Consider the following 26,097-nt stretch of genomic DNA (forward strand, 5'->3'; position numbering starts at 1 on the left):
CGACCACAAAAGCCGAACAGAGGCCTACAGCCAGCCCGAAACCGGCAGGTAAACTACAAAAACCGGCAGCTAGAAGACTGCAGGCAGCACAAAGCCCCGGCAGGCGCGGGCCTGCCGGGGCGTGCTAGTTAGACGAGGAAGTGTTTACTTCTTGTCCTGGGTACCGATACCGTCGGTGTCGATCTGCTCCTTGCGCAGCTCCTCGGTGTGACGCTGGGTCTCGGTGACCTGCTCCTTGTTGAGGTTGATCTTCTCGACCGGGACGGTCTCCTTGTTCACGTCGACGCGCTCTTCGTGCAGGGTGACGGAAGCCTCATCGGTGTCGCCGTCCTTGATCTCGCCGGTGAAGTTAGCGGCTTCTTCCTCGGAAATCGGGGTGCGCTCGACGCGAACCTCTTCGTGGGTGACTGGGACCTCGACGGTCTCGGTGTCGGTGACCACGTACTTACGCAGGCGAGTCTCGCCGGTGGCAACCTTTTCCTTGTTGACGTTGAGCTGCTCCTCAGAACGGATCATGGAACCGTCGTTGGCCGCAGCGGTGCGGTTGTTAGCTGCAGCCTGACGGTCAGCGGTTGCTGCCTCACGGTCAGCCACGTTCTTGTCAGCAGCGTGCTCGCCAGCCACCTTCTTCTCGTCAGCTGCGGTGCGCTCACCGGCAACGCCAGCACCTGCAACACCCGCGCCGGCGCCGGCGCCAGCAACGCCAGCTTCGGTGCGACCCTGCCCGCGGTTGATCTCGCGGTTAGCGTCGCGGTATTCGGTGCGGTCCTCGGCCTGCTCCAGGCCGTAGTGGCGGAAGATGTCGTTCTGCTGTTCCGGGGTCAGTGCGGAGTCGGAATCGAAGTCCGGCGCGTCCTTGATGCGATCCTTGGAGAACGCCAGACGCAGCTCGTCGCCGTTGAAGTCGTGGCCGCGTAGCGGGACCAGGCTGCTGTTCATGCCGAACAGACCGTGCTTGACGTCCACGAAGGTGGGCTTACCGGTGTTGTCGTCCACGAAGATCTCGTTGACGTCGCCGAGCTTCTCGCCGTCCTTGTCGTAGGCGGTGGCGTTGAGCAGGTCCTTAATATCCTTAGACATAGTCACACTTTCCTCTCGGTTAGTTATTGGTAATTTCGTCTGTCAGAAACACACGGCCTACACCCGTGATTTGCTTTCTTCTCACCGGTGTAGTTAACTTATTTGCTTTTCCGTGCTGCCGCCCAAGATACGCCCCCAGCTCAATATCGCCATGAAAAAGTCTGTGTTTTCCATAAATGGCCGCGAAATGAGGCCGTAATCGCAGGCCAGGCCTTGATAACAAATTGACTACATTTGATTCACACCGGATGTTTAAGGTGTCTCGCGTCGCTTAAGTGTCGTTTATAGGGCTCCAGACACGCTACCCCCGCGGCCCGGGCCCAAATATTTCCGCCACCGAAGCAACACCGAACCAACACCGAAGCGACACCGAAAAAACTCACACCACCTGGCACGCACCGACTAAACTAAAAGAAACTGAGTCCGCCGGCCCCCAGCTAGAAAGCTAGAAAGTCAGTCCCTCCATGTTCAACCACTCCGGCGCCGCTGCCCATGCCGTGACCGGCATTATCAACTACATCCGTTCCCGGCGGCTGACCACCGGTGATATGCTGCCCTCCGAAGCCGCACTGTGCGAGGAGCTAGGCTGCTCCCGCTCCAGCGTGCGCGAATCAGTGCGCACACTGTCGAGCCTCGACATCGTCGAGGTCCGCCACGGCCACGGCACCTACGTGGCCGATATGTCCCTCTCCCCCATGGTCACGAGCATGGTCTTCCGCATCATTTTGGACACGGACCACTTCCTCGAGCGCCTCCTAGACGTGGTCAACACCCGCCAGGCCCTCGACCTATGGATGACCGACGACCTGGTCATTCACTACCGCGGCGAAGACATGTCCCAGCTGCAGACCATCGTTGAGGGCATGCGCGCCCGGCGCGCCAAGGGGGAATTGTTCACCCGCGAGGACCGCGCCTTCCACGCCCAGCTGGTTTCGGTAACATCCAACCCACTCATCAAAGAGCTTTCCGATGCCTTCTGGCAGGTCCACATGGCCGTCCTTCCGCACGTGCGCATCGCCCTTTCGGAAAACCTCGATCTGACCGTCGAGGCCCACCAGGACATCATCAACGCCCTCTACGCCGGTGATGCCGAAGCCTACCGCCGCGTCGTCGTCGAGCACTACTCCCCGCTCAAACGCGCCATCGACCGCCACACCATGGGGAATCGCTCTAGCGCCCGCTCGAGCTAGAAAACTAGGCACGCAAAAACCCGGCAGCGGCGGAAGCGAAACTCCAGCGACCGGGCATCGTCAAGCAGGGTTTAGTGCTGCCCCTCTGCGATCTCCTCAACCAGCTTATCGTTGAAGGCCGGCAGATCGTCCGGCGTGCGGGAGCTAACCAGGCCCTGGTCGCAGACGACCTCGTCGTCGACCCAGGTAGCGCCCGCATTGCGCAGGTCCGTCTGCAGGGACGGGAAGGAGGTCAGGGTGCGGCCCTTGAGCACGTCCGCATCAGTGAGGATCCAGGCGCCGTGGCAGATGACCCCGAGAGGCAGGTACGCGTCAACGTGCTTTCCTACCAGCTCAACCGCGTCCTTGTCCATGCGTAGCGCATCCGCGTTGCCGGTGCCACCGGGCAGGATGATGCCGTCGAAAGACTCCCCCTTGGCCAGGGCCGTGGTGGTATCGACGTCGACTTTGGTGCCATTCTTGCCCTCGATGACGCCGCCCTTCGGGGCGATAATCTTCACGGTCGCACCCGCGTTCTTCACGACCTCGACCGGGGAGGTCAGCTCCGAATCCTCGAAGCCGTCGGTAGCGATAACCGCAACGGTCTTGTTGGACAGATCGGCCACAACAATCACTCCTTGAAATTCGAAAGTAACGTACGGCCCCGATCGTAGGCGCCATTTTTCGTTCTTGCAGAAGCCCTCCGCACGGGATGAATCTGGGCCCAAAAGGCTTACACTTCTATGCCCGCGGCCTTAGCCACCTTCCGGTACCCAGCCGCATGGTCCGCGACGCTGGCATGCGCGTTAAGTCCGCTGGGGTTGTCGAGCACAAACAGGCGGGTGCCCTCCCACGGCGAGTCCTGCTCCCCGATGACTGCCTTGGGCAGGCTAAAGGCCTTGCGGTAGGCGGTAATCCCCAGCACGGCCACGACTTTCGGGTGGTGTGTGCTAACGATGTCGTCCAAGCGCGCCGGCGCCTGGCGCAGCTCTTCGGTGGTTAGCTCGTCGGCCCGGGCGGTGGCGCGCGGAACGAGGTTGGACACGCCGATGCCTCGTTCTTGCAGCTCGGCAAAGTCGGCGTCCGCGTAGCCGCCCGTGGCATCGAACTGGTGGGTAGTCAACCCAGCTCGGAAAAGGGCCGGATAGAAGCGGTTACCCGGGCGGGCGAAGTGCGCGCCGGTAGCGGCGGTCCACAGGCTCGGGTTGATGCCGACGAATAACAAACGCAACGGCTCCGGCAGCAGATCCGGCACGGTGGCGCCGCGGTAGGCGGCCAGTTCTTCTTGGCTAAAACGCATAAGCCCCAGGCTAGTCCCGATAGCCACTAGACTTTGGCACCATGCCTTCCCTGTCGGTCACCGCCTTCGCCCCATTCGGGCCGAGCTCCTACAATCCGACGCGCGCGGCGCTGCCCGGCATCGAAAGCGCGCTTGCCGATGCCGCCGACGTCACCACCGCCGTACTGCCCGTGGAGTTCGCCGCGGCCCGGGAACAATTGGACGAGCTGATCGCCGGCCACAGCCCGGATTTCGTCGTGTGCTTAGGCTTGGCGGAATCCCGCCACCGGAGCGCTCACCAGGGAGGGACTAACGCAGGACGCCATCACGGCCGGCATCGTCGCTGCCTTGCAGGCGCTAGTCACCGGCGCCGCGGACGAGGAGGACAGCACCCCTCCGCCCGCCGGTCACGTGGATTAGGGGTACTCGCCACATATAAAAATCCGGCCCAGGAACACACTGCACTGGGCCGGAAAAGTATTAAGGCTTAGACGTTGAACTTAAAGTCCACGACGTCGCCGTCCTGCATAATGTAGTCCTTACCTTCCTGGCGGACCTTGCCGTGGTTGCGGGCCTCGGCCATGGAGCCTGCGGCATCAAGGTCCTCGAAGGAGACGATCTCGGCCTTGATGAAGCCCTTCTCGAAGTCGGAGTGGATAACGCCGGCGGCCTGCGGAGCGGTATCGCCCTGGTGAATGGTCCAGGCGCGGGACTCCTTCGGGCCGGCCGTCAGGTAGGTCTGCAGGCCGAGGGTGTTGAAACCGGCCTTAGCCAGGGTCTGCAGGCCCGGCTCGGTCTGGCCGACGGACTCGAGCAGCTCGAGGGCCTCGTCGTCGTCCAGCTCCAGCAGCTCGGTCTCAGTCTTGGCATCCAAAAAGACGCAGTCGGCCGGGGCGACCAGCTGGCGCAGCTTATCCTTCTTGGCCTCGTCGGTAAGCACCTCTTCGTCCGAGTTGAACACGTAGAGGAACGGCTTCGCCGTCATCAGGTGCAGCTCCTTGAGGAGGTCGAGGTCGACCTTGCCATCCTTGGCGGCGGCGAACAAGGTGGTGTCGTCCTCCAGGATCTCCTGGGCCTTCTTGGTCTCCTCGACGGTCTCGGCCAGGTCCTTGTTCTTCTTTGCCTCCTTCTCTAGCCGCGGCAGGGCCTTTTCGATGGTCTGGAGGTCGGCCAGGATGAGTTCGGTGTTAATGACCGAGATATCGCTGGTCGGGTTGACCTGGCCGTCGACGTGGATGACGTTGTCGTCGGAGAAGGCGCGCACAACCTGGCAGATGGCGTCGGCCTCGCGGATATTGGACAGGAAGGCGTTACCCATGCCTTCACCCTCGGAAGCACCCTTAACGATGCCGGCAATGTCTACGAAGGAAACCGTCGCTGGCAGAATGCGCTCGGAGGAGTAGATGTCCGCCAGGCGGTTCAGGCGCGCATCGGGAAGCTCCACCAAGCCCACGTTGGGCTCAATGGTGGCGAACGGGTAGTTCGCCGCCAAGATGTCGCTGCGGGTCAGGGCGTTAAACAGCGTGGACTTGCCAACGTTGGGCAATCCGACAATTCCTAATGTAAGACTCACGTGCCCAATCCTAACGCACCGAAGGCCGGTAGCCGACAGCCGGTTGCAGGTATTTCCCATTCTTACGCCCTTTTAAGGCAAGATAGTGAACGTGAGTTCTCAAGAAGATGAAGCCGCTAACCCGGCCTTAACCTCCGCGGAGGGCCAACAGAAGTTACTGAAGTCGGTCTCTCCCCACCCACCGGGCGACCAAGTCGACCGCTTGGTCGTGCTCGGGCACTACATCCGCAGCACCGCCCTGTGGTCGGTGCGCATCTTCGTCATTGGGCTGCTCATGTACGCCCTCGGCTGGCTCATCGGCAGTTTCTGGCAGGGGATCCTGCCGGTCATCTTGGCTCTGATCGTCTGTACGGTGTTGGCACCGATTGCCGGCTGGCTCCGGCGCTACCACTTCCCCGCTTCCCTGGCCGCGGCGATCACCATGCTGACCTTCGTGGCCTTGGTCGGTGGCCTCATCGCATTCATCGCGCCGGATTTCGCGCGCCAGTCGCAGTCGCTTTACCTGCAGACCGTCGAGGGCATCCAGCGCCTGCAGCTGTGGGCGCAGGGGCCGCCGCTGAACCTGGACAGCGACGATATGGGCCAGTACATCGACGACATCGCCTCCTGGCTCCAGGCCCAGGCCGGCGATATCGCCGGGTCCGTGTTCACCGGCATCGGCACGGCGACCTCCCTACTGATTACCCTCGTGATCGTCACCGTGCTGACGTTCTTCTTCCTCAAGGACGGGCACAAATTCCTGCCCTGGCTGCGCGAAAGCGTCGGCCGCCGCGCCGGCTGGCACCTGACCGAGCTGTTCACGCGCGGCTGGAACACGCTGGGCGGGTTCATCCGGGCCCAGGCGCTGGTCTCCGGTATCGACGCCATCTTCATCGGCGGCGGCCTCGCCATTATTGGCGTGCCGCTAGCGATGGCCCTGGCGATCATCACCTTCATCGCTGGGTTCATCCCGTTCATCGGCGCCATCGTGGCGGGCGCGCTGTCCGTGACCATTGCCCTAGTCTCCTTGGGCTTTACCGAGGCCCTCATGGTGCTCGGCCTGGTCCTACTGGTCCAGCAGCTGGAAGGCAACGTGCTCTCGCCGTGGCTGCAGGCCCGCGCGATGAGCCTGCACCCGGTTATCGTCCTGGTCTCCGTCACGCTGGGTTCGGCGCTCTTCGCTCTGGTCGGCGCCTTCCTCGCCGTGCCCGCCGCAGCGATGATCGCGGTGGCCTACCGCTACGTCCAGGACATCCTCATGCTGCAGTCCGGCGAGAAGACCACCGACGACGTCGAGTTTTCCACGATGGCCGGCTACCTCGTCGGCCGTGTCAAGCAGGAGCAGGGCCTGCGCCAGCGCCGGGATTGGCGCGAGGAAGCCCCCGCGCCCGACGGCGCGGACGTGAGCGAATTGGTCGATCTGAGCTCCCCGCCGCCGGAGTACGAGCGTCCGGCGGCCCGCACCGGGATCCGCAAGCTGAAGGATAAAATCGCGCGGATGTTCGAAACGCGGGAGGAATCTTAAGGCTTCCGTCCGGCGGGTGTGCGAAGTTAGATGGTATGAGTACTTCCACGCTCGCCACGGTTGCCTTCCTTCTCATCAGTGTGGCCCTCGGAGCCGTCCTGGGCTGGCTCGGGCATGCCCACTGGCAGCGCCGGCAGCCCACCGACCCCACGGCCGGCCCCAGCGCCGCCCAACAACAGCAGGCCGCCCTGCAAGCCTCCCAGCAACGGCGCGCCGACGTCGCCGAATCACTAGCTCCCCTGGAAAAAGCTATGGACCGGCTGGGCCTCCACCTGCGGGAGCTGGAAGCCGACCGCGCCAGCGAGTTTTCCTCCCTGCGCGGCCAGGTCCAAGCAATGATGCGCACTTCTACCCGCCTGTCCGACAGGACCGACCAGCTGGTCACCGCCCTACGCTCGCCCAATGTGCGTGGCCGGTGGGGCGAGATGCAGCTCGAGCGCGTCGTCGAACTGGGCGGCATGGTCAAGCACGTAGACTTTAATCCGCAGGTCTCCGCCCACTTCGGCAGCCACCAGGTCCGCCCGGACCTGCTGGTCCACTTGAGCGGCGGGCGGCACATTGTCGTGGACGCAAAGGTGCCGTTTAGCTCCTACCTCGACGCATTGGAGGCCCAGGACCCCGAGGAACACGCAGCCTTCCTGCGCCACCACGTCCACCAGATGCGCAACCACATCACCACGCTGTCAGGCAAGGACTACATCGAGGCCTTCCAACCCACCCCAGAATTCGTGGTCCTCTTCGTGCCCGCGGATCCCTTCTTGGACGCCGCTCTCAGCGTGGACCCCGAGCTTTTGGAATTCGCCTTCTCCCGCAACATCGTCATCGCGACCCCCACCACGCTGTTCGCACTGCTGCGTACCGTGGCGTTGGGCTGGCGGCAGGAGGATCTCTCCGACAAGGCCCGGGAGGTCCAGCGCCTGGGGCGCGAGCTCTACAGCCGGGTCAACACCGTGGGCGAGCATTTCAACAAGGTGGGCCGCAACCTGGAAAAGGCGGTCGATGCCTTCAACTCCACGCTGGGTTCCTTCGACAGCCGCGTCATGGTCACCTCCCGGCGGCTCGCAGAGATGGATATCCCGGCCCGCACCGACAAGCACCCGCCGCAGATCTCCCCGGTAGAGTCCTCTCCGCGCCACGCCGCCGAGTCCGACTAGCCTTTTGCTCCCGCCTGCTCCCGGCCCCGTCCCGAAAACCCCGGCCCTGCCTGGGAGACTTAGGGCACGCGGCTAAATGATTCCCAGGACACGATGGGCGGCAGGTAGAATAACGCCCCGTGTCACATGCGAACGCTTTTCATAAAACCCAGGCTCGAACGGCCCGCGGTGGGCTGCCGCTCGGCATGGCAATTGCTATCGTCGCTGCGGCTTTGACCACCGGGCTTCTCCTGTCCCTCCTCTTCGGGGACCTGGGGTGGCCGTACCTGCTCTGCTACATCGTTAGCGTTCTGGCTGTCACCTGCACCGTGGCCCCGCGGGGGTTGTACCTGACCGTGGCCACTTCCCCGCTCCTTTTCACTGTCTTCACGCTGCTCTGCGGCTGGCTAGTGACACAGGGCGGGGCCAGCGAGGGGGCCTCGGCGTTTTCTACCACTGCCCTGGTCACCGGCGCTTTCCCGTTCCTGGAGCACTTCATTCCGTTCTTCCTGACCACGCTGGCGTCTATCGCCATCATGGCCTTCCGGCTGTGGCGGCTTCGGTCTAACGCCCGAGCGGAAAACGAGAAGGCCCAGGTCGCCCGCCGGGCTGAGGCCGCCGCAGACAAGCGCAACCGCGACACCAGGGCCCGGGCCCGCGAGCGCAGTAGCCGGCTCACCGTGGCCGAGCTCATCGCTCGCAACGAGGAGCAAAAGCGCCGCGCCCAGGCCGGCAATATCCCGCTGGGCCGCAGGTCCGGGCAGGGCTCCGAGCAGCCCGCCCCGCGGGGTGGCCGCGTCCGCGAGCGCGACCGCGAACAGCGCCGGCAGGAGCAGGCCAACCAGCAGGCCTACCGCCCGGATCCCAACCGCCGCGCGGGTGGCCCGGGCTCCTCCCTTCCCCGCTACGGCGAGGCCACCAGCCGCCCGGCTCAGACGTCGCGCCAGTACCCGCCGAAGTCTCAAGCCCAGTCCCAGGCGCGCCGCGTACGGCAAAATCCCTCCCGCGACGACAACCTCTACGACGACTAGGCGAAGGGTTAGATGCGGCACGATACATACCACCGGCGAGGCAGTCACTTCCGATCAATGTGACTGCCTCGCCGTTTTAGTTGTGCCCCGGTACTGGGGCGGTGGGTCTAAGACTGGTTTGCTGTGGTTTCCTTGGCTGCCTTGGTACGAGCCGGGCGCAGTTCACGCGGAAGGGCGAACTGGATGGTCTCAGTGGTGGTGGTTACCTGTTCGACGTCGCTGTAGCCGCGCTCGTCGAGGTACTCGAGCACCTCGCGGACCAGCAGCTCCGGAACGGAGGCGCCACAGGTCACGCCGACGGTCTGCACGCCATCTAGCCAGGACTCGTCAATCTCCTTGGCGAAATCGATCAGGTGCGACTCCTTCGCGCCCGCGTCCAGGGCCACCTCAACTAGGCGGACCGAGTTCGAGGAGTTGCGGGAGCCGACCACGATCATCAGGTCGCACTTCGGGGCGATGGCCTTCACCGACTCCTGACGGTTCTGCGTGGCGTAGCAGATATCGTCTGACGGCGGGTTCTCCAGGTGTGGGAAGCGCTCGCGCAGCTTGTTGACGATGGTGATGGTCTCATCGACCGACAGGGTGGTCTGGGACAGCCACACGAGCTTTTCGTCGTGGAGGAACTCCGGCAGCTCCGCCACGCCTTCCACGCCGTCGACCAAGTGGGTAATCTCCGGGGCCTCGCCGGCGGTTCCTTCGACCTCCTCGTGGCCCTTATGGCCCACCAGGAGGATGTGGTAGCCGTCGCGCTCGAAACGCTGGACCTCCTTGTGCACCTTGGTCACCAGCGGGCAGGTCGCATCCAGGGTCAGCTGGCGGCGCTGCTGGGACTCCTGGCGAACGGCCGGGGAAATACCGTGCGCAGAGAAGACCAAGTGCGCACCCTCAGGGGCCTCGGATGCCTCGTCGACGAAGACCACCCCGCGCTCGGCCAGGGATTCCACCACGTAGCGGTTATGCACAATCTGCTTGCGCACGTAAATCGGGGCGCCGTATTTCTCCAGCGCCTTTTCTACCGTCTCCACCGCGCGGTCCACACCGGCGCAGTACCCGCGCGGGGCCGCGAGAAGCACATTCTTTCCAGCATCAGTCATGCCCCCAGAATAACGAAATCCACTGCAAAACAATAGACTGGGTGCAAACGCCTATAATCACGGCAGAACGGGAGGAAGCTCACACATGAACGCACCGGCGAATACCCCGGATACTCCGTGGCCGGTGGGCAAGGTCAACGACCAAGTCAAAGGGTGGATCGAAAGGCTAGGCTTCCTCTGGGTCGAGGGCCAGCTGACCCAGATCAACGTCAAGAATAGCTGGAAGCTATCCTACCTGACCCTGCGCGACGTCGAGCAGGAAAAGTCGGTACAGCTAACCTGCCCCACCAACCTGATCCGCTCCCTGCCGACCCCGCTCAAGGACGGCGACCGCGTCATCATCCGCGGTAAGCCGGCCTTCTACGCCGGCCGCGGCAGCTTTTCACTGTGGACGACGGAGATCCGCCACGTCGGACTGGGTGAGCTACTCGCCCGCATCGAGATGCTGCGCAAGCAGTTGGCCGCCGAGGGGCTTTTCGATCCGGCCCGCAAGAAGCGCCTGCCCTACCTACCGGTCAAGGTCGGCCTGATTACCGGCCGCGGATCCGCGGCCGAACGCGACGTCATCTCCGTGGCCCAGGACCGCTGGCCGGCCGTGCAGTTCCGGGTCATCAACACGGCCGTGCAGGGGCGCTCTACCGTCCCGGAGGTCATCGACGCCCTGCAGCAGCTGGACCGGGATCCGGAAATAGACGTCATCATCATCGCCCGCGGCGGCGGCTCGGTTGAGGACCTGCTGCCGTTTTCTGAGGAGGCCTTACAACGTGCCGTGGCGGCCGCGGCTACCCCGGTGGTCTCCGCCATCGGCCACGAGCCGGACAACCCGGTGCTCGACAACGTGGCCGACCTGCGGGCGGCTACCCCGACGGACGCGGCCAAGCGCGTCGTGCCCGACGTCATGGAGGAAAAAGCGCTTATCAACGAGGCCCGCCAGCGCATGGCCGGCGCGCTGCGCGGCTGGGTGGACAATCAGCGCCGCGGCCTGGCCAATATCCGCTCCCGCCCGGTGTTGGCCGCTCCCCTCTCCCCCATCACCGCGCGCCGCGAGGAGATCGACCGTGCGAAGGCCGCCATGCGCCGCGACGTTAAATACCTGCTCGACCGCGAAAACAACCAGGTCAGCGCCCTGCGCGCCCAGGTCTCGGCGCTCGGGCCGGCAGCGACCCTGCAGCGCGGCTATTCCGTGGTCCAGGTCCTGCCCCGCGACGGCAGCGGGCCCGAGGTGGTCACCTCCTACCAGCAGTCCCCGCCCGGCTCGCAGCTGCGCATCCGCGTCGCCGACGGTTCCGTTACCGCCGCGGCGATGGCCGCCAAGCCGGCCGACTAGCCACGACCTAAAACCCGCAACTTACGCCCCCATTAAGAAAGGCAGACCAGCATGAACGAAGACACCATCGGCACCGGCCAGGCCGGCGACGACGCTTTCCCGCCCGTGGAGAAACTGACCTACGAGCAGGCCCGCGACGAGCTCATCGAGACCGTCAAGATTTTGGAGCTCGGCCAGATGAGCCTGGACGAGTCGCTGAAGTACTGGGAGCGCGGCGAGGCTCTGGCCAAGGCCTGCGAGTCTCACCTCGACGGCGCCGCCCGCCGCGTGGAGAAGGCACTGGGCAACGACCCAGATGCCGAGGGCGAGGAGCCGGCTGACCCGGCGGACTAAGCCCCACTAATGCTTGAGGCTATAGAGCTAGCTAGTTAAAAAACGATAGAAAGGCACCACGTTGCAGATTTATGGTTACCCGGGCGAACGCGTCGACTTCGTCTCCGCCTCCGGATCGGCCGGGGCGATCTTTTTCGGTGATTCCCGCGCGCTGGTCGAGGAATTCTTCGGCCCGGCCCACCAGGCCGCCGGCGACGTCATCAGCTATTTCAACGGCGCGATCGCGCTGACCTTCGAGGACGGCGGAGTCGCAGACGTCATCGTCAAGCCGCAGCTAAGCCGGGAAAAGATCGATGTTTTCCAGGCCAAGGAAAAGCTGACCGGGCTGACCCAGAACGAGCTAGCACAGCTGGCCCAGGGCCCGGGCGTGAGCGTGGAATTTAGCGACCGCCTGGAGACCGTTACTTTTGCTCGCCGCTAGACGCGGCCACCTCGCCGACGGGCTCGGCGTCGACGATGGCGGAAATGAGGGTGCGGTAGTCGGCATCGTTAGCAGAGCCGGAGACCATAAGCCGCACGTCGCCTAGGTCGGTGACCCACAGATCGCGGACGTCGTTGTCGTCGCTGGTGTAGATCTCCACGGTTTGGCCATCGATCACCGCGGTATCGGTCAGCTCGCGATAGTTGCCGTCGTAGCCGCGGCGGGCCTCGTCGTAGTCGACGGTGGTCTGGGTGGCCTGCAGGTAGCCCTTCTCGGCGGTAACGAAGCCGACGATGGGGGCGGGCTGACCCGCGACTTGGCCGCGGCGGGCGGAGTTGGCGTACCACCCGTCGGGCAGCTGCGGCAGGCGGGCCGGCACGCCGGTGGCCTGGGTCTCCATGCGTAGGAAGTTCTCCGCGTCCACCTCGGTGACCTCGGCATGCGGCGAGTCCTCCGGGTTGACCGTGCACAGGCCGGTCGCACCGACGACCGCCAACATCGCAATCACGGTCACGCCCAGCGACAGGATCATGTCCTTGCCGCCCTCGAAAAGCTTGGGTTTATTCTCTGCAGGCACGCCCTCCAGTATGGCAGTTGGCAACGCGATAAGAAAAACCCTCTGCCCGGCCCCCTACATTCGTCGCCTGGCGCGGTTCTTCCCACTTTCGGGGGCGTTTCCCCAAAGGTAGGGCGTACCGCGGGTGGAAATGGCTATCGGCGTGGATAATAGAAGATGGATAATTTTCACATCCTCACAGCATTAAAAGGAAGGTAATCTCCTCGATGTCGAATTCTCACGCTGGAACCCCGGAGGCACCAGATCGCAACCTAGCCATGGAGCTGGTGCGGGTGACCGAAGCCGCCGCCCTGGCTTCGGGCCGGTGGGTTGGCCGCGGACAGAAGAACGAAGGTGACGGCGCCGCCGTGGACGCGATGCGCAAGCTCATTAACTCCGTGTCCATGGAAGGCGTCGTTGTCATCGGCGAGGGCGAAAAAGACGAGGCACCGATGCTCTTCAACGGCGAGGAGGTCGGCACCGGCGAGGGCCCGGCGATGGACATCGCGGTGGATCCAGTCGACGGCACCCGCCTGATGGCCGAGGGCCGCCCGAACGCGATTTCCGTCATCGCCGCTGCCGAGCGCGGCACCATGTACGACCCCTCAGCCGTGTTCTATATGAAGAAGATCGCCGTTGGCCCGGAGGCCAAGGGCCACATCGACATCAGCGCTTCCGTCGAAGACAACATCAACGCCGTGGCCAAGGCCAAGAACCTGCGCCCATCGGACATCACCGTCGTGGTCCTGGACCGCCCGCGCCACGAGGATCTGATCTCTCAGATCCGCGCCGCCGGCGCGAAGGTGCGCCTCATCATGGACGGCGACGTCGCCGGCGCCATCGCCGCTGCCCAGGATGGCAACTCCATCGACATCATGATGGGCATCGGCGGCACCCCGGAGGGCATCATCACCGCCTGCGCCATGAAGTGTATGGGCGGCGAGATCCAGGGCCAGCTGTGGCCGAAGGACGAGCAGGAGGCGGAGAAGGCCAAGGCCGCGGGCCACGACCTAAACCGCGTGCTGACCAATGATGACCTGGTCTCCTCCGAGAACTGCTATTTCGCCGCGACCGGCGTGACCAACGGCGACATGCTGCGCGGCGTGTCCTACCGAGCCCACTCGGCCACCACCCGCTCGCTGGTGATGCGCTCGAAGTCGGGCACCATCCGCTACATCGACTCGATCCACCAGATGTCCAAGCTGCGGGAATACTCCGTGGTCGACTACTCGGATCCCAACGAATAAACCGGACATATTCAACACAGCCACCCTCCGGCGTGCTTTTTGTCATACTGGAAGGTGGCTGTAACGCAGTTTTCAACAGCTCAATTAATCCAGCTTAAGGAAGACGAGGTTTACATGACTGAGTACCGCATCGAACACGACACGATGGGCGAAGTTCAGGTCCCGAAGGACGCCCTGTGGCGCGCCCAGACCCAGCGAGCGGTGGATAACTTCCCGATTTCCGGCCGTGGTCTCGAGTCCGCCCAGATCCGCGCCCTAGGCCTTCTGAAGGCAGCCTGCGCCCAGGTCAACAAGGACTCCGGCGCCTTGGTTGCGGATAAGGCTGACGCCATCATCGCCGCCGCCAAGGAGATTGCTGACAACCAGCACGACGACGCCTTCCCGATCGACGTTTTCCAGACCGGCTCCGGCACGTCGTCCAACATGAACACCAACGAGGTCATCGCCTCCTTGGCCGCGAAGGCCGGCGTCGAGGTCCACCCGAACGACCACGTCAACATGGGACAGTCCTCCAACGACACCTTCCCGACGGCCACCCACGTGGCGGCTACCTACGAGGCCGTCAACGACCTCATCCCGGGCCTGGAGGTCCTGCACGAGTCCCTGACCAAGAAGGCACAGGAGTGGAAGGGCGTCGTCAAGTCCGGTCGTACCCACCTGATGGACGCCACCCCGGTCACCCTGGGCCAGGAGTTCGGCGGCTACGCCCGCCAGATCGAGCTCGGGATCGAGCGCATCAAGGCCACCCTGCCGCGCTTGGGTGAGCTGGCCATCGGCGGCACCGCCACCGGCACCGGCCTGAACACCTCCGCCGACTTCGGCGCGAAGGTCACCGAGGAACTTAAGAAGCTCACCGGTCTGGAAGAACTGCAGGAGGCCCACAACCACTTCGAGGCGCAGGCTGCCCGCGACTCCCTAGTGGAGTTCTCCGGCGCCATGCGCACCGTGGCCGTGAGCCTGTATAAGATTGCCAACGACATCCGCCTGATGGGCTCCGGCCCGCTGACCGGCCTGTCCGAGATCCACCTGAAGGATCTGCAACCGGGCTCGTCGATTATGCCGGGCAAGGTCAACCCGGTCCTGTGCGAGACCGCCACCCAGGTCTCCGCCCAGGTCATCGGCAACGACGCCGCCGTTGCCTTCGGCGGTTCCCAGGGCCAGTTCGAGCTCAACGTCTTCATCCCGATGATGGCGCGTAACGTGCTGGAATCCGCCCGCCTGCTGGCCAACACCGGCCGCGTCTTCGCCGAGAAGTGCGTCGACGGCATCACCGCCAACGAGGAGCGCATGAAGAACTTCGCTGAGTCTTCTACCTCGATTGTCACCCCCCTGAACTCCGCCATCGGCTACGAGAACGCCGCGAAGGCCGCCAAGCACGCTCTGAACGAGAAGATCACTGTGCGCGAGGCCGTCATTAATCTGGGCTTCGTCGACGGCGAGAACCTCACGGAGGAGGAGCTCGACCGTCGCCTGAACGTGTTGGACATGGCCAACACCGATCGCGACAACTTCTAAGGTTCCCCTAGGGCTTTCCCACCCACCCACGCCTCCCACCGGTCCACCTAGGACCGACGGGAGGCGTTATGCTTTTGCCATGCCTGCCGACACCTTCACGCGCTATCGCGAGTCCCGCCGCACCGGCCGCCGCCTCATCTTCGCCGGGGTGTCCGTGATAGTGCTCGCGCTGCTCGCCGCCGTTACGGCTTACTTCTTCAGGCCGTCCCCCAGCGAGCCGGAACCGTTTTCCCTCCCCTCCGCCCACGACGGCACGGGCGGCAGCTTCGAACTCGACGCCAAACCAGACTCAGCCTCGGCCCGCGGCATGTTTTACGGCGAGCTGAGCGAGGAAGGCTCCGCTAAGGGGACCTGGACCGCGGTGGCCGCGCTGACCGGGCAGACCGGGATCGTGACCTACCCGGACCAGAACTGCCAAGTCTACCTTTTCGATCCGGTGGCCGACGGCTCCCGCGTCTCCTTCGACGCCGAGACCCTCGCCGGGCGGTGCGAAGCGGAGGGAACCTGGGCTTTTGAGTCCACCGGCAACGCCCTACGCGCGACCTATACCCCACTTGAGACGGCTGCTGATGCCGCCCTGGTCCTAGGCACGCTGACCGCCGAATAGACCGATGCGTAATGCCGACCACACTCGGCCAAGAATTCTCCAGAAATCATAGTGCTTGCACTTGGTGCAAACTTGCACCGCGTGTAAAGTTACACTCCGTGCAAGACGATGACCGTGTAGGACTACGTGAACAAAAGCGCCGCAAGACCCGGCGCCGGATCGAAGACTCCGCCACCAAGCTCGTGGACGAACACGGCTTCGGGGCGGTCACGGTAGAAGAGATCTGTGCGGATGCCGGCATTTCCCGGCGCACCTTCTTTAATTACTTCGACTCCAAAGCCTCGGCGGTCATGGGGAGCCCTTCCCAGGAATTCGCCCCTGAGCTGACCGAGTGGTTCCTTACCACTCCCACCGACAACGTGCTGGAGCTTAGCCTCACCCTCATCGCCACGCACATCGACGATCACTACGATCGCCCGGAAATCCACGCGCGCCGTCAAAGAATTGCCCAAGACAGCGAGGCAGCCGCCGAGTCCTTCGCCCGCAAGAGGGCCAAGGCCAAGGAGCTGCGCGAGCTCATCCAGAAGCGCTTGGAGAACAACCCGGGTGATAAACAAAACCCGAGTATGTCCCCGCGGTGCGAAGCCGCGCTCATTGCCTCCCTACTGCGGGAGTCGCTGTGGCTGGTAGCCACCGCGGACTTCTACTCCACTGATAAAACCTTGACGGAAAATCTTCGCCATTCTGCACAAATTCTTACTTCTTATGCGAAAGGCCTGGCATGGTAGTTGCAAGCCCCCACGCGGGTAAAAAGAGCGCCGATAACCTCGGCCTCATCTTCAGCGCGCTCGTCCTGACAATGTTGATGTCTTCGCTCGGCCAGATGATCTTCTCCGCCGCCCTGCCCACCATCGTGGGCGAGCTCGGCGGCGTCGACCACATGAGCTGGGTTATTTCCGCCTTCCTGGTCACAATGACCATCGCTATGCCGATTTCCGGCAAGCTGGGCGACCAGAGGGGCCGCAAGTGGATCTACATCGCAGGTACCTTCACCTTCGTCGTCGGCTCCACCATCGGCGGCTTCGCCAATTCCATGACGCTGCTTATCATCAGCCGCGCCGTCCAGGGCTTCGGCGCCGGCTTCATGATGATTTCTTCCCAGGCCATCGTGGCCGAGGTGACCTCCTCCCGGGAGCGCGGCAAGTTCATGGGCATCATGGGCGGCGTCTTCGGCCTGTCCTCCGTGCTCGGCCCGGTGCTGGGCGGTTGGTTCACCGACGGCCCCGGCTGGCGCTGGGGCATGTGGATGAACATCCCGCTGGGCATTTTGGCCATGGGCGTGAGCATCGCCGTGCTCCACCTGCGCGTCGGTGAGAAGAACCTGCAGAAGTTCGACACCCTGGGCGCGACGTTCATCGCCATCACCACCGCCAGCCTGATCCTCATGACCACCTGGGGCGGCACCGAGTACGAGTGGTCCGATCCGATCATCCTGGGGCTTGCCGCCACCACGGTCATCGGCGCCATCCTGGTCGTACTGGTTGAGCTGCGGGCCGCTGAGCCGCTCATCCCGATGCACCTGTTTAAGAACCGCAACATGGTGCTGACCACCGCCTCCGGCATGGTCCTGGGCCTGGCGATGTTCGGCGTGCTGGGTTATATGCCCACCTACCTGCAGATGGTCCACACCCTCACCCCGACCGAAGCGGGCCTGATGATGATCCCGATGATGGTCGGCCTTATCGGCACCTCTACCGCAGTGGGCTTTGTCATCTCCCGGACCGGCCGCTACAAAATCTACCCGATCGTCGGCCTAGCGATCACCGCCGGCGCCCTCTACTGGCTCTCCCAGCTGACCGTTAAGACTTCCCTGCCCCAGCTGGGCGTGCGCTTCTTGGTCTTCGGCGTCGGCCTGGGCTTGGTCATGCAGGTGCTAGTCCTTATCGTCCAGAACTCCTTCCCGCTGTCCCAAGTCGGCACCGCGACCGCGGCGAACAACTTCTTCCGCCAGATCGGCTCCGCGCTGGGCGCATCCCTGGTCGGCTCCATGTTCATCCACAACATGCAGAACGAGATGGCCACCCGCCTGCCCAAGGCCTTCGCCCAGATGGGTGAACAGGGCGCGGCTATGGCCCAGAAGTTCAGCGAGAATGGCGGCGGCGCTAACTCTCTGACCCCGAGCCTGGTAGCTAACCTTCCCGGCCCGGTCAAGGACGCCATCCTTAATTCGTACAACGACGGCCTGACGCCCGTCATCCTGCTGATGGTCCCGATGGCCATCATCGCCCTGCTGCTCCTGCTGCCGCTACGCGAGGAACACCTCAAGGAGACCATCTCCTAAACCGTTTACCTACTCCCATGCCAACGATGGTCACCCTCGCCGCACCTTCTTCCAGCCGCGGCGAGGGTGGCCATTGTGTTTTTCGCTTCCCTTCCAGCAAGTACTAAAAACAAAACGCGTCCCTACCTAAGGTAGGGACGCGTTGCGTTCAGTTGCGGTTGAGCGGAGCTAGTCCTCAGCGGGCGCGGTGCCCGGGGCATCCGGCTTGGGCAGCAGCTTTTCGTAGACGACGGTGTCGCGCCACTGGCCAGCGAGCTCGCCGTAGGTCATCTTCGCCAAGTGGGAATAGGTACCTACCTTGGCAAAGCCCCGGGACTCGTGCAGCTTGGCCGAGCCGGTGTTTTCCGGGAAGATCCACGCGTGGATGGCCCACTTGTGCAGCTCCTGGCAGACCTCAATGAGCTTGTCCAGCAACGCCCCGGCCACGCCACGGCCCTGCGCCGAAGGATCGACGTAGATGGAGTCTTCCACCACCCCGTGGAAGACGGAACGGGAGGAAATCGGGGCGGCCGAAACCCAGCCGATCACCTTGTTGTCATCGTCTTCTTCGACGGCGACAAAAACAGTCGACGAGATCTTGGCGTTGGTGAATTGCTCGAGTGACAATGCCGTCGTTTCATACGTGGCGTGGCCCGTGTTCAGGCCCTCCTCGTAAATGTGCATCATCTGTGGGTAATCGTTTGTCCGGAACGGACGAATATTGAACGACTTTTTAGACATGCTGCCCATTATTCCTTGCAGTTGTTTTTCCGCGCCAGTCGGCTTCTAACAAACCCGTTAATAAAGCGCTTACCAGCTTCTTTAGTGGTCACCTTCCAACAAATCCGTGACCAATTCCGCGATGGCAGAACGCTCCGAACGCTGCAAGGTCACGTGTGCGAAGAGCTGATGTCCCTTGAGCTTCTCGATGACGGCCTGCACGCCGTCGTGGCGCCCGACGCGCAGGTTGTCGCGCTGGGCGACGTCGTGGGTAAGCACGACGCGCGACCCGCGACCCAGGCGAGAAAGCACGGTTAAAAGCACGTTACGCTCCAGCGACTGCGCCTCATCTACGATGACGAAGGAGTCGTGCAGGGACCGGCCGCGGATATGGGTCAGCGGGAGGACCTCGATGAGCTCGCGGTCAAGGACTTCGTCCATGACGTTTTCGGAGACCAGCCCGTCCAGGGTGTCGTAGACGGCCTGCGCCCAGGGGTTCATCTTCTCCGATTCGGAGCCCGGCAGGTAGCCCAGCGACTGGCCGCCGACCGCGTACATCGGGCGGAAGACCACGATCCGGCGGTGCTCGCCACGCTCCAGCACGGTTTCCAGCCCGGCGCACAGCGCCAGCGCCGACTTGCCGGTGCCGGCGCGGCCGCCGACAGAGACGATCCCGACGGAGTTGTCCAGCAACAAGTCCAGGGCGATTCGCTGCTCCGCCGAGCGGCCCTGCAGGCCGAAGGCGTTGGCGTCCCCGCGCACGACCTGGACGGAACCGTCCTCGGCCACGCGCCCCAGCGCCGCCTGCTGGCCGGCCCACAGCTTCACGCCGCAGTGCACCGGCAGCTCGGCCAACGGCGTTCCCTCGCGGGTGCGCACGTCATCAATCACGACTTCCCCATCGCGATAGAGTTCGTCAATCACCTCGCCCGACACGGCCGCGTCCGCCATCCCGGTGTACCCGGTCAGCACGACGTCCTGCGCGTGGTACTCGTCCGCAGGCAGTCCCACGGCGCCGGCCTTCACGCGCAGCGGCACGTCCTTCGTCACCAGCACGGTCTCCTTGCCCTCGTGCGCCAAGTTGAGCGCGCAGGCCAGAATCCGGTGGTCCCCCTCCGGGCCGCGGAAGGCGGCCGGCAGAAGGGATTGGTCTTGGTGGTTCAGCTCCACACGGAGGGTGCCGCCCTCTTCGTTGGCCGGGACCGGCTGATCGAGGTGGTCATAGGCGACGCGCAGCTGCTCCAAATGACGAAGAGCTTGGCGGGCGAACCAGCCAAGCTCTGGGTGATGACGTTTTCCTTCCAGCTCCGAAATAACAACAACCGGCAGGACGATGTCGTGTTCGGCGAATTTCTTCAGCGCCCAAGGGTCAGACAACAGTACGGAAGTATCCAGCACGTAAGTCTTGGTCTTGACGGAGGCGTCAAGATGGGCGTCGGCAAGCGGAAGGATGGAGGTCGTGGTCGGATAGGTCATGGCTTTAAGGTGCTCCCTTAAAAATTGGCGGTCAATCACGAACCAGTGGTGCCCGGCCCGTGCGGACACCACCCAATGTAGGCCGGCTAGGTTGAAATTACATGGGTGAAAGATGAACTTTAGTCAAACTAGCCGCGACATCGCGGCCACGCCTGCCTGAGCAATCACTAAACCCGCGGGGCCGCGGCCACAATTGCCGCCGCTTCCCGCGGGTGGTGCATCAGCGCGCCAGCTAAAGGCGCGGCTAGGTATTAGTCGTCGACGTCGACGTCAGCCTCGTACTGGCCGTGGCCATCGTCGTAGTCCCACTCGATGCTGCCCTGGGTGAAGCTCTGCTTCCAGCCCTCGAAGCCGTCGTCGTCATCGTCGTCGCGCTGCTCCGGAGCGGTCGGCAGGCCGACCTTGCTGTCGACGCCACCCTCGGCGGTCCAGGTCTCAGCGATCTTGCCAATGACCGGCTGGGCACCGGTCTCCGCGGAGTAAGCCAGCAGTTTGTCATCGTCGAAGGTGGCAACGGAGCCGTTCTCACCCTCGGTGATGTCCTTCGGCTCGCCCCACTCGGAGGTCTTGTCCTCGATGGCGGAGGCGAAATCAGCCGGAACTTCCTTCTCGCCGGCGCCGGTAGTCACGGCCTTCTTGTCGCCGTTGGAGCCCTTGTCATCGGCGTTGTCGCCCTTGTCGTCGCCGTTGGACTCGCCCTTGTCGTCGCCGTCGTCATCGTTGGAGTCGATGGCCTCGTTGGCGGCGGAGCCGGCGGCCTCGGTGGCGTCGTTGGCGGCGGAGCCGGCGGTGTCCTTGGCGTCGTTAGCGGCGTTCTCAGCGTCGGAGCAGGCAACTACGCCAAAGGACAGGGTGGCGGCTGCCAGGCCGGCAACCACCCGACGAGAAATCTTGTTCATGGTCAATCCTCACTTTCGTAGATAAATGCGCTTTAACAGCAACTTCCACCGTAAGAACCCATTCAGAGTTTTTCAACAATTATCCCAAACTTTAGCCAGAAATTATGGGATTCAGTCAAACTATTTGCGCCGTTTATGCTGGTCAGAGGATTTCTTATTTTTGGGTAACGAACGCCCGAGCCGCCGGGCCTGCTTGGCCTTGGCCTTCTTCCGGGCACTGCGCTTCGGTTTTTCCTGGCGGGAGGAGTTCTTCGTCCGCCCCTTCGCCACGCCCACGAAGTCCTGGATATCGTCGGCGTCGCGGTCCTTCTTCCATACCAGGCAGATCTCCGTGCGCGGCACCTCGGCGTCCACCAGCCCCAGCGGCACTACCTGCTTTTTCGACAGCACCTTCAGCAGCGGGCGCGGAGCGATAACGATCCCCACGTTGGCGCCGACCACCTGCAGCCCGGTACGCACGGCCTCGACGTCCACGAGCCCGGAGTTGGGGATGCGATAGTTAAGGTATTCGTCCGCAACGTCCTCCTCGCGGACGTCCTCGCCGACCTCGGCGTAGACCGAGTCCTTCGGGACAGCCACGCCGGGGGCTTCGGCGTACAGGCGCACCACGTGGAAGGAGCTGTCGATGCGCTCGTCCCCGGCCGCCGGCACCCGCGCTAGGGCGAGGTCGGCGTCCCCAGACAGTAAGGTAGCGAGCGCGTCGTCAGCATCCAGCGTCTCCAGGCCCCCGTGGGCGGTGTTTTCCCGGAACCGACGAAACCACTTTCCCGGCTCCGTGCCGGTGGCAAATGCTAGGCGCAACATGGCCCTTATCCTAGCGAAAGTGCTACCGTTATCTTTGTGACTGATTACCAAAAAGATTCCCCGCAGCAGCCTTCCGGCACCGCCATGCGCCCGCAGACCGCGGCCAAAAAGCTTGGTATCTACCTGCCGGCTACCCCGGAGTCCTTCCAAACTGGCGCGATAACCCACGCCGAGCTCCGCGAGCTCCAGCACAATCCCCCGCAGTGGCTGGCCACCCTGCGCCGCGAGGGCCCGCATCCGCGCCCCGTCGTCGCCCAGAAGCTAGGCATTTCGGTGACCTCGCTGAAAAAGAACGACATGGACGCCCCGCTGACCACCGCTCAGATCAAGGAGCTGCTGGAAAACCAGCCCGAGTGGTTGCGCGCCGCGCGCACCCAGCACGCCCAGGAACGCGACGAACACTTGGGCGCCGACGAGGCGTCCGAATAGAAACTGCAGCTAGGCCCTTATTGGGCCTAGCTAAAGGACTTAAATCCTTAGAGCAGCTTCCAGTCCTCGAGTCCCTCGTACAGCGGGAACTGCTTGGTAATCTCCTCCACACGGGCGCGCAGCGCCTGCTTGTCAGCCTTATCGCCATCCACCAGGGTGGTGGCGATGATATCGGCGACCTCGGTGAAGGCCGCGGCGTCCAGGCCGCGGGTGGCCAGCGCCGGCGTGCCGATGCGCAGGCCCGAGGTCACCATCGGCGGGCGCGGGTCGTTCGGCACAGCATTGCGGTTGACGGTGATGCCGACCTCATGCAGCAGGTCCTCGGCCTGCTGACCATCGACCTCCGAGTTGCGCAGGTCGACCAGCACCAGGTGCACGTCGGTGCCGCCGGTGAGCACGTCGATGCCCGCGGCCTTGGCGTCGTCCTGCATCAGGCGCTCAGCGATGATCTTCGCGCCCTCCAGGGTGCGCTCCTGGCGCTCCTTGAACTCCGGCGTGCCGGCGATCTTCATGGCGATGGCCTTGGCCGCGATGACGTGCATCAGCGGGCCGCCCTGCTGGCCCGGGAAGACGTTCGAGTTCAGCTTCTTGGCGAACTCCTGCTTGGCCAGGATCATGCCGGAGCGCGGCCCGCCCAGGGTCTTGTGAACAGTGGTGGTGACCACGTCCGCGTACGGCACCGGCGACGGGTGCAGGCCGGCGGCGACCAGGCCAGCGAAGTGCGCCATGTCCACCCACAGGTAGGCGCCGACCTCATCGGCGATTTCGCGGAAACGCTGGAAATCTTGGGTGCGCGGGTAGGCGGACCAGCCGGCGATGATGACCTTCGGCTTGACCTCCAAGGCCTGCTCGCGCAGCTTGTCCATGTCGATGCGCATGGTCTCCGGGTCCACCTCGTAGGCAGCAACGTCATAGAGCTTGCCGGAGAAGTTCAGCTTCATGCCGTGGGTTAGGTGGCCGCCGTGGGCCAGGGACAGACCGAGAATCTTGTCGCCGGGCTCCGCCAGCGCGGCCAGCACCGCAGCGTTGGCCTGGGCGCCGGAGTGGGGCTGCACGTTAGCGAACTCCGCGCCGAAGATTTCCTTGGCGCGGTCGCGGGCCAGGTCCTCGACCACGTCGACGTGCTCGCAGCCGCCGTAATAGCGGCGGCCCGGGTAGCCCTCCGCGTACTTGTTGGTCAGCACCGAGCCCTGGGCCTGTAGGACCGCGCGCGGGACGAAGTTCTCAGAGGCAATCATCTCGAGGGTGTCTCGCTGCCGGGCAAGCTCACCAGTAATCGCCGCATGCGTGTCCGGATCCAGGTCACGCAGCTCCTGGTAGCGAACGTCCGCGTTATTCGAAGCAGTCATAGAAATTCTTCCGTACCTTCCTTGTGGGGCTATACTCACCCGCCACTCCCCAGCACGTTCGAGAACCAAACGCCCCGGGGTTGTATTAGGCGCGCTACTTATCTTAACGAAAGTGCGTACTTTCTCGTTTAGTTCGGCCTTTCCCGCTACCCGTTTACACCCGGTTGGAGGGAGCTTTGGAACAATGGGTGTCATGGCGCGCACGCATGACCCCAGCCCCTACCTGAACTTCGACCGTGATTCCTGGCGCGAGCTGCGCAAATCCATGCCCCAGGTGCTGACAGAAGAAGAGGTAGCCAAGCTCTCCGGCTTGGGCGAGAACATCGATCTCAACGAGGTCGCAGAGGTCTACTTGCCGCTGTCGCGTCTTATCCATATGCAGGTCGAGGCCCGGCAGAAGCTCACCGCCGCCACCGAACAATTCCTGGGCAATCCCCCGGCCAACGTGCCGTTCGTGATCGGGGTGGCCGGCTCCGTGGCCGTCGGCAAGTCCACCACCGCGCGCCTGCTCCAGGTGCTGCTGCAGCGCTGGGCGCACCACCCGAAAGTCAGCCTGGTAACCACCGACGGATTCCTCTACCCCACCAAGGTTCTCAAAGAGCGCGGCCTGATGCAGCGCAAGGGCTATCCCGAGTCTTACAACCGGCGCGCACTGCTACGCTTTGTCACCGAGGTCAAGTCCGGCGCCGCGCAGGTCAAGGCCCCGGTTTATTCCCACGTGGTCTACGACATCCTGCCGGACGAGCACCAGGTCGTCGAGCAGCCCGACATTCTTATCCTGGAGGGCCTCAACGTGCTGCAGACCGGCCCGACGCTGATGGTCTCCGACCTGATTGATTTCTCGGTCTACGTCGACGCCCGCACCAGCGTCATCGAGCAGTGGTACATCGATCGCTTCCTGCGGCTGCGCCACACCGCCTTCCGTAAGCCGGGCGCGCACTTCGCCCACTACGCTGGGCTCGAAGACCCCGAGGCCGCGGCCCAAGCCCGCGAGATTTGGCAGTCGATTAACCTGCCCAACCTGGTAGAAAACATCCTGCCCACCCGCGTGCGGGCCTCCTTGGTGCTCACCAAGGGGCCGAACCACCTGGTCGAGCAGGTGCGCATGCGCAAGCTATAAAAACGCCGCGCGCTAAAAAACTCTGCCGGGCTACTTACCGAAGCGGCGGGAGCGCTGCGAGTAGTCGCGCAGCGCTCGGAGGAAGTCAAGCTTGCGGAAGGCCGGCCAGTACGTGTCCGTGAACCAGATCTCGGAATAGGCCGCCTGCCATAGCAGGAAGCCGGACAGGCGCTGCTCCCCGGAGGTGCGGATGACCAGGTCCGGGTCCGGAAGGCCCTTGGTGTAGAGGTGGTGCGAGATGGACTCGGCGGTAACCCGCTCGGCCATCTCCTCCGCCGTGGTGCCCTGCGCAGCCTCCGCGCGCACTAAGTCTTGCACGGCGTCCACGATCTCTTGGCGCCCGCCGTAGCCAACGGCCACGTTGACGATGACCCCCGAGTTCTTCTGCGTCTTCTCCGCCGCCTGCCGCATGCGCTCGACTACGGGGTCCGGCAGCAGATCTAGGTGGCCGACTAGGCGGACCTGGCAGCCTAAGTCCCCGGTCGACAGGGTCTCTACTACGTCCGAGATGATGTCGAAGAGAAGCTTGACCTCGGCCTCTTGGCGCTTAAGATTTTCCGTCGACAGCAGATAGATAGTGACAACTTCCACCTCGGTGTCGGCGCACCAGGAGATCATCTCGCCAATCTTTTTGGCACCCTGCCGGTGCCCGTGGCTGATGTCGGTAAAACCAGCTTCCCGGGCCCACCGGCGGTTGCCGTCCGCCATAATCGCGACGTGCTTAGGCTGGGGTTTGCCCTTGAGCCCCCGCAGGAGCCGGGCTTCGTAGAGCGGGTAGAGCAAAGCTGGCACGAAATTCACGCCCTTAGTGTAGCTGGCTAATCACTCTCTCAAGTCAAATGCAATTGAATGTCTAGAATTTCGAGGACTTGCGGTGGTCCAGCACCCCGGCCTCTTCCATGGCGGCGTCCAGCGTTTCCTTGTCGAAGGGATCGATGCCGTGCGCCTCGGCGAAGAGAGTGCGGCGGCGGAAGCGCGAGTAGCGGCGATGGAAAAACCACCCGGCCATGATGACGAAGACGCCCATGACGGCGAGGATCAGCAGGCCGATGGGCGAGGCCTTACCGAATTCCGGGCCCACCGGGCCGTCGGAGCCGCCCTGGGCCAGCAGCATGAGGCTGGGGTCGGTGGCGGCGTAAATCACGTGGTCGCTGATACTCATCTAGGCTTC

At 63.7% G+C, this 26,097-nt stretch carries 28 protein-coding genes; 15 read left to right on the top strand and 13 right to left on the bottom strand.

The features are described from left to right. Positions 1 to 144: 144 nt before the first annotated feature. Positions 145 to 1,080 (bottom strand): PRC and DUF2382 domain-containing protein, encoded by a 936-nt coding sequence (locus QQS52_RS01105; RefSeq protein WP_472772181.1) that lies wholly within the window; start codon positions 1,078 to 1,080, stop codon positions 145 to 147. Between the two features lie 464 nt (positions 1,081 to 1,544). Here QQS52_RS01105 and QQS52_RS01110 point away from each other — a divergent pair, with 464 nt between their 5' ends. Next, a complete protein-coding gene (locus QQS52_RS01110; protein WP_472772182.1) occupies positions 1,545 to 2,270 on the top strand; it encodes a FadR/GntR family transcriptional regulator in 726 nt (241 codons plus the stop codon). Between the two features lie 71 nt (positions 2,271 to 2,341). Here the strand turns inward: QQS52_RS01110 and QQS52_RS01115 are convergent, their stop codons facing one another. Further along, positions 2,342 to 2,875 (bottom strand): type 1 glutamine amidotransferase domain-containing protein, encoded by a 534-nt coding sequence (locus tag QQS52_RS01115; protein WP_472772276.1) that lies wholly within the window; start codon positions 2,873 to 2,875, stop codon positions 2,342 to 2,344. 107 nt (positions 2,876 to 2,982) lie between these two features. Continuing rightward, entirely contained in the window at positions 2,983 to 3,549 is a 567-nt protein-coding gene (locus tag QQS52_RS01120; protein WP_472772183.1) for a mismatch-specific DNA-glycosylase, read from the bottom strand. A 41-nt stretch (positions 3,550 to 3,590) separates the two neighbouring features. On the opposite strand from QQS52_RS01120, the gene QQS52_RS01125 reads away from it, so the two are divergent. Next, complete coding sequence (locus tag QQS52_RS01125) at positions 3,591 to 4,019, top strand: pyroglutamyl-peptidase I family protein (protein WP_472772184.1); 429 nt, start codon at positions 3,591 to 3,593, stop codon at positions 4,017 to 4,019. Here the strand turns inward: QQS52_RS01125 and ychF are convergent. Continuing rightward, on the bottom strand, positions 4,016 to 5,101 hold the full coding sequence (ychF, locus tag QQS52_RS01130) for a redox-regulated ATPase YchF (protein WP_472772185.1): 1,086 nt from the start codon (positions 5,099 to 5,101) through the stop codon (positions 4,016 to 4,018). The genes QQS52_RS01125 and ychF overlap by 4 nt on opposite strands. Positions 5,102 to 5,258: 157 nt before the next feature. Here ychF and QQS52_RS01135 point away from each other — a divergent pair, with 157 nt between their 5' ends. From QQS52_RS01135 to QQS52_RS01145, 3 genes are all read left to right on the top strand, one after another. Continuing rightward, positions 5,259 to 6,605, top strand: a complete 1,347-nt coding sequence (locus QQS52_RS01135) for an AI-2E family transporter (protein WP_472772277.1) — start codon at positions 5,259 to 5,261, stop codon at positions 6,603 to 6,605. A 35-nt stretch (positions 6,606 to 6,640) separates the two neighbouring features. Then, entirely contained in the window at positions 6,641 to 7,759 is a 1,119-nt protein-coding gene (locus tag QQS52_RS01140) for a DNA recombination protein RmuC (RefSeq protein ID WP_472772186.1), read from the top strand. Positions 7,760 to 7,878: 119 nt separating this feature from the next. Next, entirely contained in the window at positions 7,879 to 8,769 is an 891-nt protein-coding gene (locus QQS52_RS01145) for a DUF6542 domain-containing protein (protein WP_472772187.1), read from the top strand. A 107-nt stretch (positions 8,770 to 8,876) separates the two neighbouring features. Here QQS52_RS01145 and QQS52_RS01150 read toward each other — a convergent pair whose 3' ends face one another. Continuing rightward, a complete protein-coding gene (locus tag QQS52_RS01150) occupies positions 8,877 to 9,863 on the bottom strand; it encodes a 4-hydroxy-3-methylbut-2-enyl diphosphate reductase (RefSeq protein ID WP_472772188.1) in 987 nt (328 codons plus the stop codon). An 85-nt stretch (positions 9,864 to 9,948) separates the two neighbouring features. Here QQS52_RS01150 and xseA point away from each other — a divergent pair, with 85 nt between their 5' ends. From xseA to QQS52_RS01165, 3 genes are all read left to right on the top strand, one after another. Beyond that, entirely contained in the window at positions 9,949 to 11,190 is a 1,242-nt protein-coding gene (gene xseA, locus QQS52_RS01155) for an exodeoxyribonuclease VII large subunit (RefSeq protein WP_472772189.1), read from the top strand. 51 nt (positions 11,191 to 11,241) lie between these two features. Next, positions 11,242 to 11,523: an exodeoxyribonuclease VII small subunit gene (locus QQS52_RS01160; RefSeq protein ID WP_472772190.1), complete on the top strand. Its 282-nt coding sequence runs from the start codon at positions 11,242 to 11,244 to the stop codon at positions 11,521 to 11,523. A gap of 61 nt (positions 11,524 to 11,584) precedes the next feature. Next, positions 11,585 to 11,944 (top strand): hypothetical protein, encoded by a 360-nt coding sequence (locus tag QQS52_RS01165; RefSeq protein WP_472772191.1) that lies wholly within the window; start codon positions 11,585 to 11,587, stop codon positions 11,942 to 11,944. Here QQS52_RS01165 and QQS52_RS01170 read toward each other — a convergent pair. Beyond that, positions 11,925 to 12,521 (bottom strand): DUF4245 domain-containing protein, encoded by a 597-nt coding sequence (locus QQS52_RS01170; protein ID WP_472772192.1) that lies wholly within the window; start codon positions 12,519 to 12,521, stop codon positions 11,925 to 11,927. The two genes, QQS52_RS01165 and QQS52_RS01170, sit on opposite strands and share 20 nt — an antisense overlap. 206 nt (positions 12,522 to 12,727) lie before the next feature. Here QQS52_RS01170 and glpX point away from each other — a divergent pair, with 206 nt between their 5' ends. From glpX to QQS52_RS01195, 5 genes are all read left to right on the top strand, one after another. Next, positions 12,728 to 13,747 carry a class II fructose-bisphosphatase gene (glpX, locus tag QQS52_RS01175; protein WP_472772193.1) on the top strand — a complete coding sequence of 340 codons (1,020 nt, stop codon included), beginning with the start codon at positions 12,728 to 12,730 and terminating at the stop codon, positions 13,745 to 13,747. A 114-nt stretch (positions 13,748 to 13,861) separates the two neighbouring features. Further along, a complete protein-coding gene (locus QQS52_RS01180; RefSeq protein WP_472772194.1) occupies positions 13,862 to 15,262 on the top strand; it encodes a class II fumarate hydratase in 1,401 nt (466 codons plus the stop codon). A gap of 79 nt (positions 15,263 to 15,341) precedes the next feature. After that, a complete protein-coding gene (locus QQS52_RS01185; protein WP_472772195.1) occupies positions 15,342 to 15,869 on the top strand; it encodes a hypothetical protein in 528 nt (175 codons plus the stop codon). Positions 15,870 to 15,967: 98 nt separating this feature from the next. Next, positions 15,968 to 16,597, top strand: a complete 630-nt coding sequence (locus QQS52_RS01190) for a TetR/AcrR family transcriptional regulator (RefSeq protein ID WP_472772196.1) — start codon at positions 15,968 to 15,970, stop codon at positions 16,595 to 16,597. Continuing rightward, positions 16,591 to 18,150, top strand: coding sequence for an MDR family MFS transporter (locus tag QQS52_RS01195; RefSeq protein WP_472772197.1), 1,560 nt, complete (start codon positions 16,591 to 16,593; stop codon positions 18,148 to 18,150). Before QQS52_RS01190 ends, QQS52_RS01195 begins: the two co-directional genes overlap by 7 nt. Before the next feature lie 168 nt (positions 18,151 to 18,318). Here the strand turns inward: QQS52_RS01195 and QQS52_RS01200 are convergent, their stop codons facing one another. From QQS52_RS01200 to QQS52_RS01215, 4 genes are all read right to left on the bottom strand, one after another. Then, positions 18,319 to 18,870 carry a GNAT family N-acetyltransferase gene (locus QQS52_RS01200; RefSeq protein WP_472772198.1) on the bottom strand — a complete coding sequence of 184 codons (552 nt, stop codon included), beginning with the start codon at positions 18,868 to 18,870 and terminating at the stop codon, positions 18,319 to 18,321. An 81-nt stretch (positions 18,871 to 18,951) separates the two neighbouring features. Beyond that, positions 18,952 to 20,325 carry a PhoH family protein gene (locus QQS52_RS01205; RefSeq protein WP_472772199.1) on the bottom strand — a complete coding sequence of 458 codons (1,374 nt, stop codon included), beginning with the start codon at positions 20,323 to 20,325 and terminating at the stop codon, positions 18,952 to 18,954. 251 nt (positions 20,326 to 20,576) lie between these two features. Then, on the bottom strand, positions 20,577 to 21,224 hold the full coding sequence (locus QQS52_RS01210) for an LGFP repeat-containing protein (RefSeq protein ID WP_472772200.1): 648 nt from the start codon (positions 21,222 to 21,224) through the stop codon (positions 20,577 to 20,579). A gap of 120 nt (positions 21,225 to 21,344) precedes the next feature. After that, on the bottom strand, positions 21,345 to 22,028 hold the full coding sequence (locus tag QQS52_RS01215) for a LysR family transcriptional regulator substrate-binding protein (RefSeq protein WP_472772201.1): 684 nt from the start codon (positions 22,026 to 22,028) through the stop codon (positions 21,345 to 21,347). An 84-nt stretch (positions 22,029 to 22,112) separates the two neighbouring features. Here QQS52_RS01215 and QQS52_RS01220 point away from each other — a divergent pair, with 84 nt between their 5' ends. Beyond that, entirely contained in the window at positions 22,113 to 22,457 is a 345-nt protein-coding gene (locus tag QQS52_RS01220) for a DUF5997 family protein (RefSeq protein ID WP_472772278.1), read from the top strand. 47 nt (positions 22,458 to 22,504) lie between these two features. Here the strand turns inward: QQS52_RS01220 and glyA are convergent, their stop codons facing one another. Further along, complete coding sequence (glyA, locus tag QQS52_RS01225; RefSeq protein ID WP_472772202.1) at positions 22,505 to 23,806, bottom strand: serine hydroxymethyltransferase; 1,302 nt, start codon at positions 23,804 to 23,806, stop codon at positions 22,505 to 22,507. 193 nt (positions 23,807 to 23,999) lie between these two features. Here glyA and coaA point away from each other — a divergent pair, with 193 nt between their 5' ends. Next, entirely contained in the window at positions 24,000 to 24,926 is a 927-nt protein-coding gene (gene coaA, locus QQS52_RS01230) for a type I pantothenate kinase (RefSeq protein ID WP_472772203.1), read from the top strand. 30 nt (positions 24,927 to 24,956) lie between these two features. Here the strand turns inward: coaA and QQS52_RS01235 are convergent, their stop codons facing one another. Both QQS52_RS01235 and QQS52_RS01240 read right to left on the bottom strand, forming a co-directional pair. Then, positions 24,957 to 25,727, bottom strand: a complete 771-nt coding sequence (locus tag QQS52_RS01235) for an isoprenyl transferase (protein WP_070767919.1) — start codon at positions 25,725 to 25,727, stop codon at positions 24,957 to 24,959. A 52-nt stretch (positions 25,728 to 25,779) separates the two neighbouring features. After that, positions 25,780 to 26,088 carry a hypothetical protein gene (locus QQS52_RS01240; RefSeq protein WP_472772204.1) on the bottom strand — a complete coding sequence of 103 codons (309 nt, stop codon included), beginning with the start codon at positions 26,086 to 26,088 and terminating at the stop codon, positions 25,780 to 25,782. Between the last annotated feature and the right edge of the window lie 9 nt (positions 26,089 to 26,097).

The organism is Corynebacterium sp. 1103A (assembly GCF_055700955.1).

Bases quoted from the DNA above. Each gene is read 5' to 3' on its own strand.
- QQS52_RS01240 (WP_472772204.1), bottom strand. From the start codon at position 26,088: ATGAGTATCAGCGACCACGTGATTTACGCCGCCACCGACCCCAGCCTC.
- glpX (WP_472772193.1), top strand. From the start codon at position 12,728: ATGTCGAATTCTCACGCTGGAACCCCGGAGGCACCAGATCGCAACCTA.
- QQS52_RS01105 (WP_472772181.1), bottom strand. From the start codon at position 1,080: ATGTCTAAGGATATTAAGGACCTGCTCAACGCCACCGCCTACGACAAG.
- coaA (WP_472772203.1), top strand. From the start codon at position 24,000: ATGGCGCGCACGCATGACCCCAGCCCCTACCTGAACTTCGACCGTGAT.
- QQS52_RS01150 (WP_472772188.1), bottom strand. From the start codon at position 9,863: ATGACTGATGCTGGAAAGAATGTGCTTCTCGCGGCCCCGCGCGGGTAC.
- QQS52_RS01125 (WP_472772184.1), top strand. From the start codon at position 3,591: ATGCCTTCCCTGTCGGTCACCGCCTTCGCCCCATTCGGGCCGAGCTCC.
- QQS52_RS01205 (WP_472772199.1), bottom strand. From the start codon at position 20,325: ATGACCTATCCGACCACGACCTCCATCCTTCCGCTTGCCGACGCCCAT.
- QQS52_RS01110 (WP_472772182.1), top strand. From the start codon at position 1,545: ATGTTCAACCACTCCGGCGCCGCTGCCCATGCCGTGACCGGCATTATC.
- QQS52_RS01220 (WP_472772278.1), top strand. From the start codon at position 22,113: ATGCGCCCGCAGACCGCGGCCAAAAAGCTTGGTATCTACCTGCCGGCT.
- QQS52_RS01140 (WP_472772186.1), top strand. From the start codon at position 6,641: ATGAGTACTTCCACGCTCGCCACGGTTGCCTTCCTTCTCATCAGTGTG.
- glyA (WP_472772202.1), bottom strand. From the start codon at position 23,806: ATGACTGCTTCGAATAACGCGGACGTTCGCTACCAGGAGCTGCGTGAC.
- QQS52_RS01185 (WP_472772195.1), top strand. From the start codon at position 15,342: ATGCCTGCCGACACCTTCACGCGCTATCGCGAGTCCCGCCGCACCGGC.
- QQS52_RS01120 (WP_472772183.1), bottom strand. From the start codon at position 3,549: ATGCGTTTTAGCCAAGAAGAACTGGCCGCCTACCGCGGCGCCACCGTG.
- QQS52_RS01215 (WP_472772201.1), bottom strand. From the start codon at position 22,028: ATGTTGCGCCTAGCATTTGCCACCGGCACGGAGCCGGGAAAGTGGTTT.
- QQS52_RS01200 (WP_472772198.1), bottom strand. From the start codon at position 18,870: ATGTCTAAAAAGTCGTTCAATATTCGTCCGTTCCGGACAAACGATTAC.
- xseA (WP_472772189.1), top strand. From the start codon at position 9,949: ATGAACGCACCGGCGAATACCCCGGATACTCCGTGGCCGGTGGGCAAG.
- QQS52_RS01210 (WP_472772200.1), bottom strand. From the start codon at position 21,224: ATGAACAAGATTTCTCGTCGGGTGGTTGCCGGCCTGGCAGCCGCCACC.
- QQS52_RS01195 (WP_472772197.1), top strand. From the start codon at position 16,591: ATGGTAGTTGCAAGCCCCCACGCGGGTAAAAAGAGCGCCGATAACCTC.
- QQS52_RS01160 (WP_472772190.1), top strand. From the start codon at position 11,242: ATGAACGAAGACACCATCGGCACCGGCCAGGCCGGCGACGACGCTTTC.
- QQS52_RS01180 (WP_472772194.1), top strand. From the start codon at position 13,862: ATGACTGAGTACCGCATCGAACACGACACGATGGGCGAAGTTCAGGTC.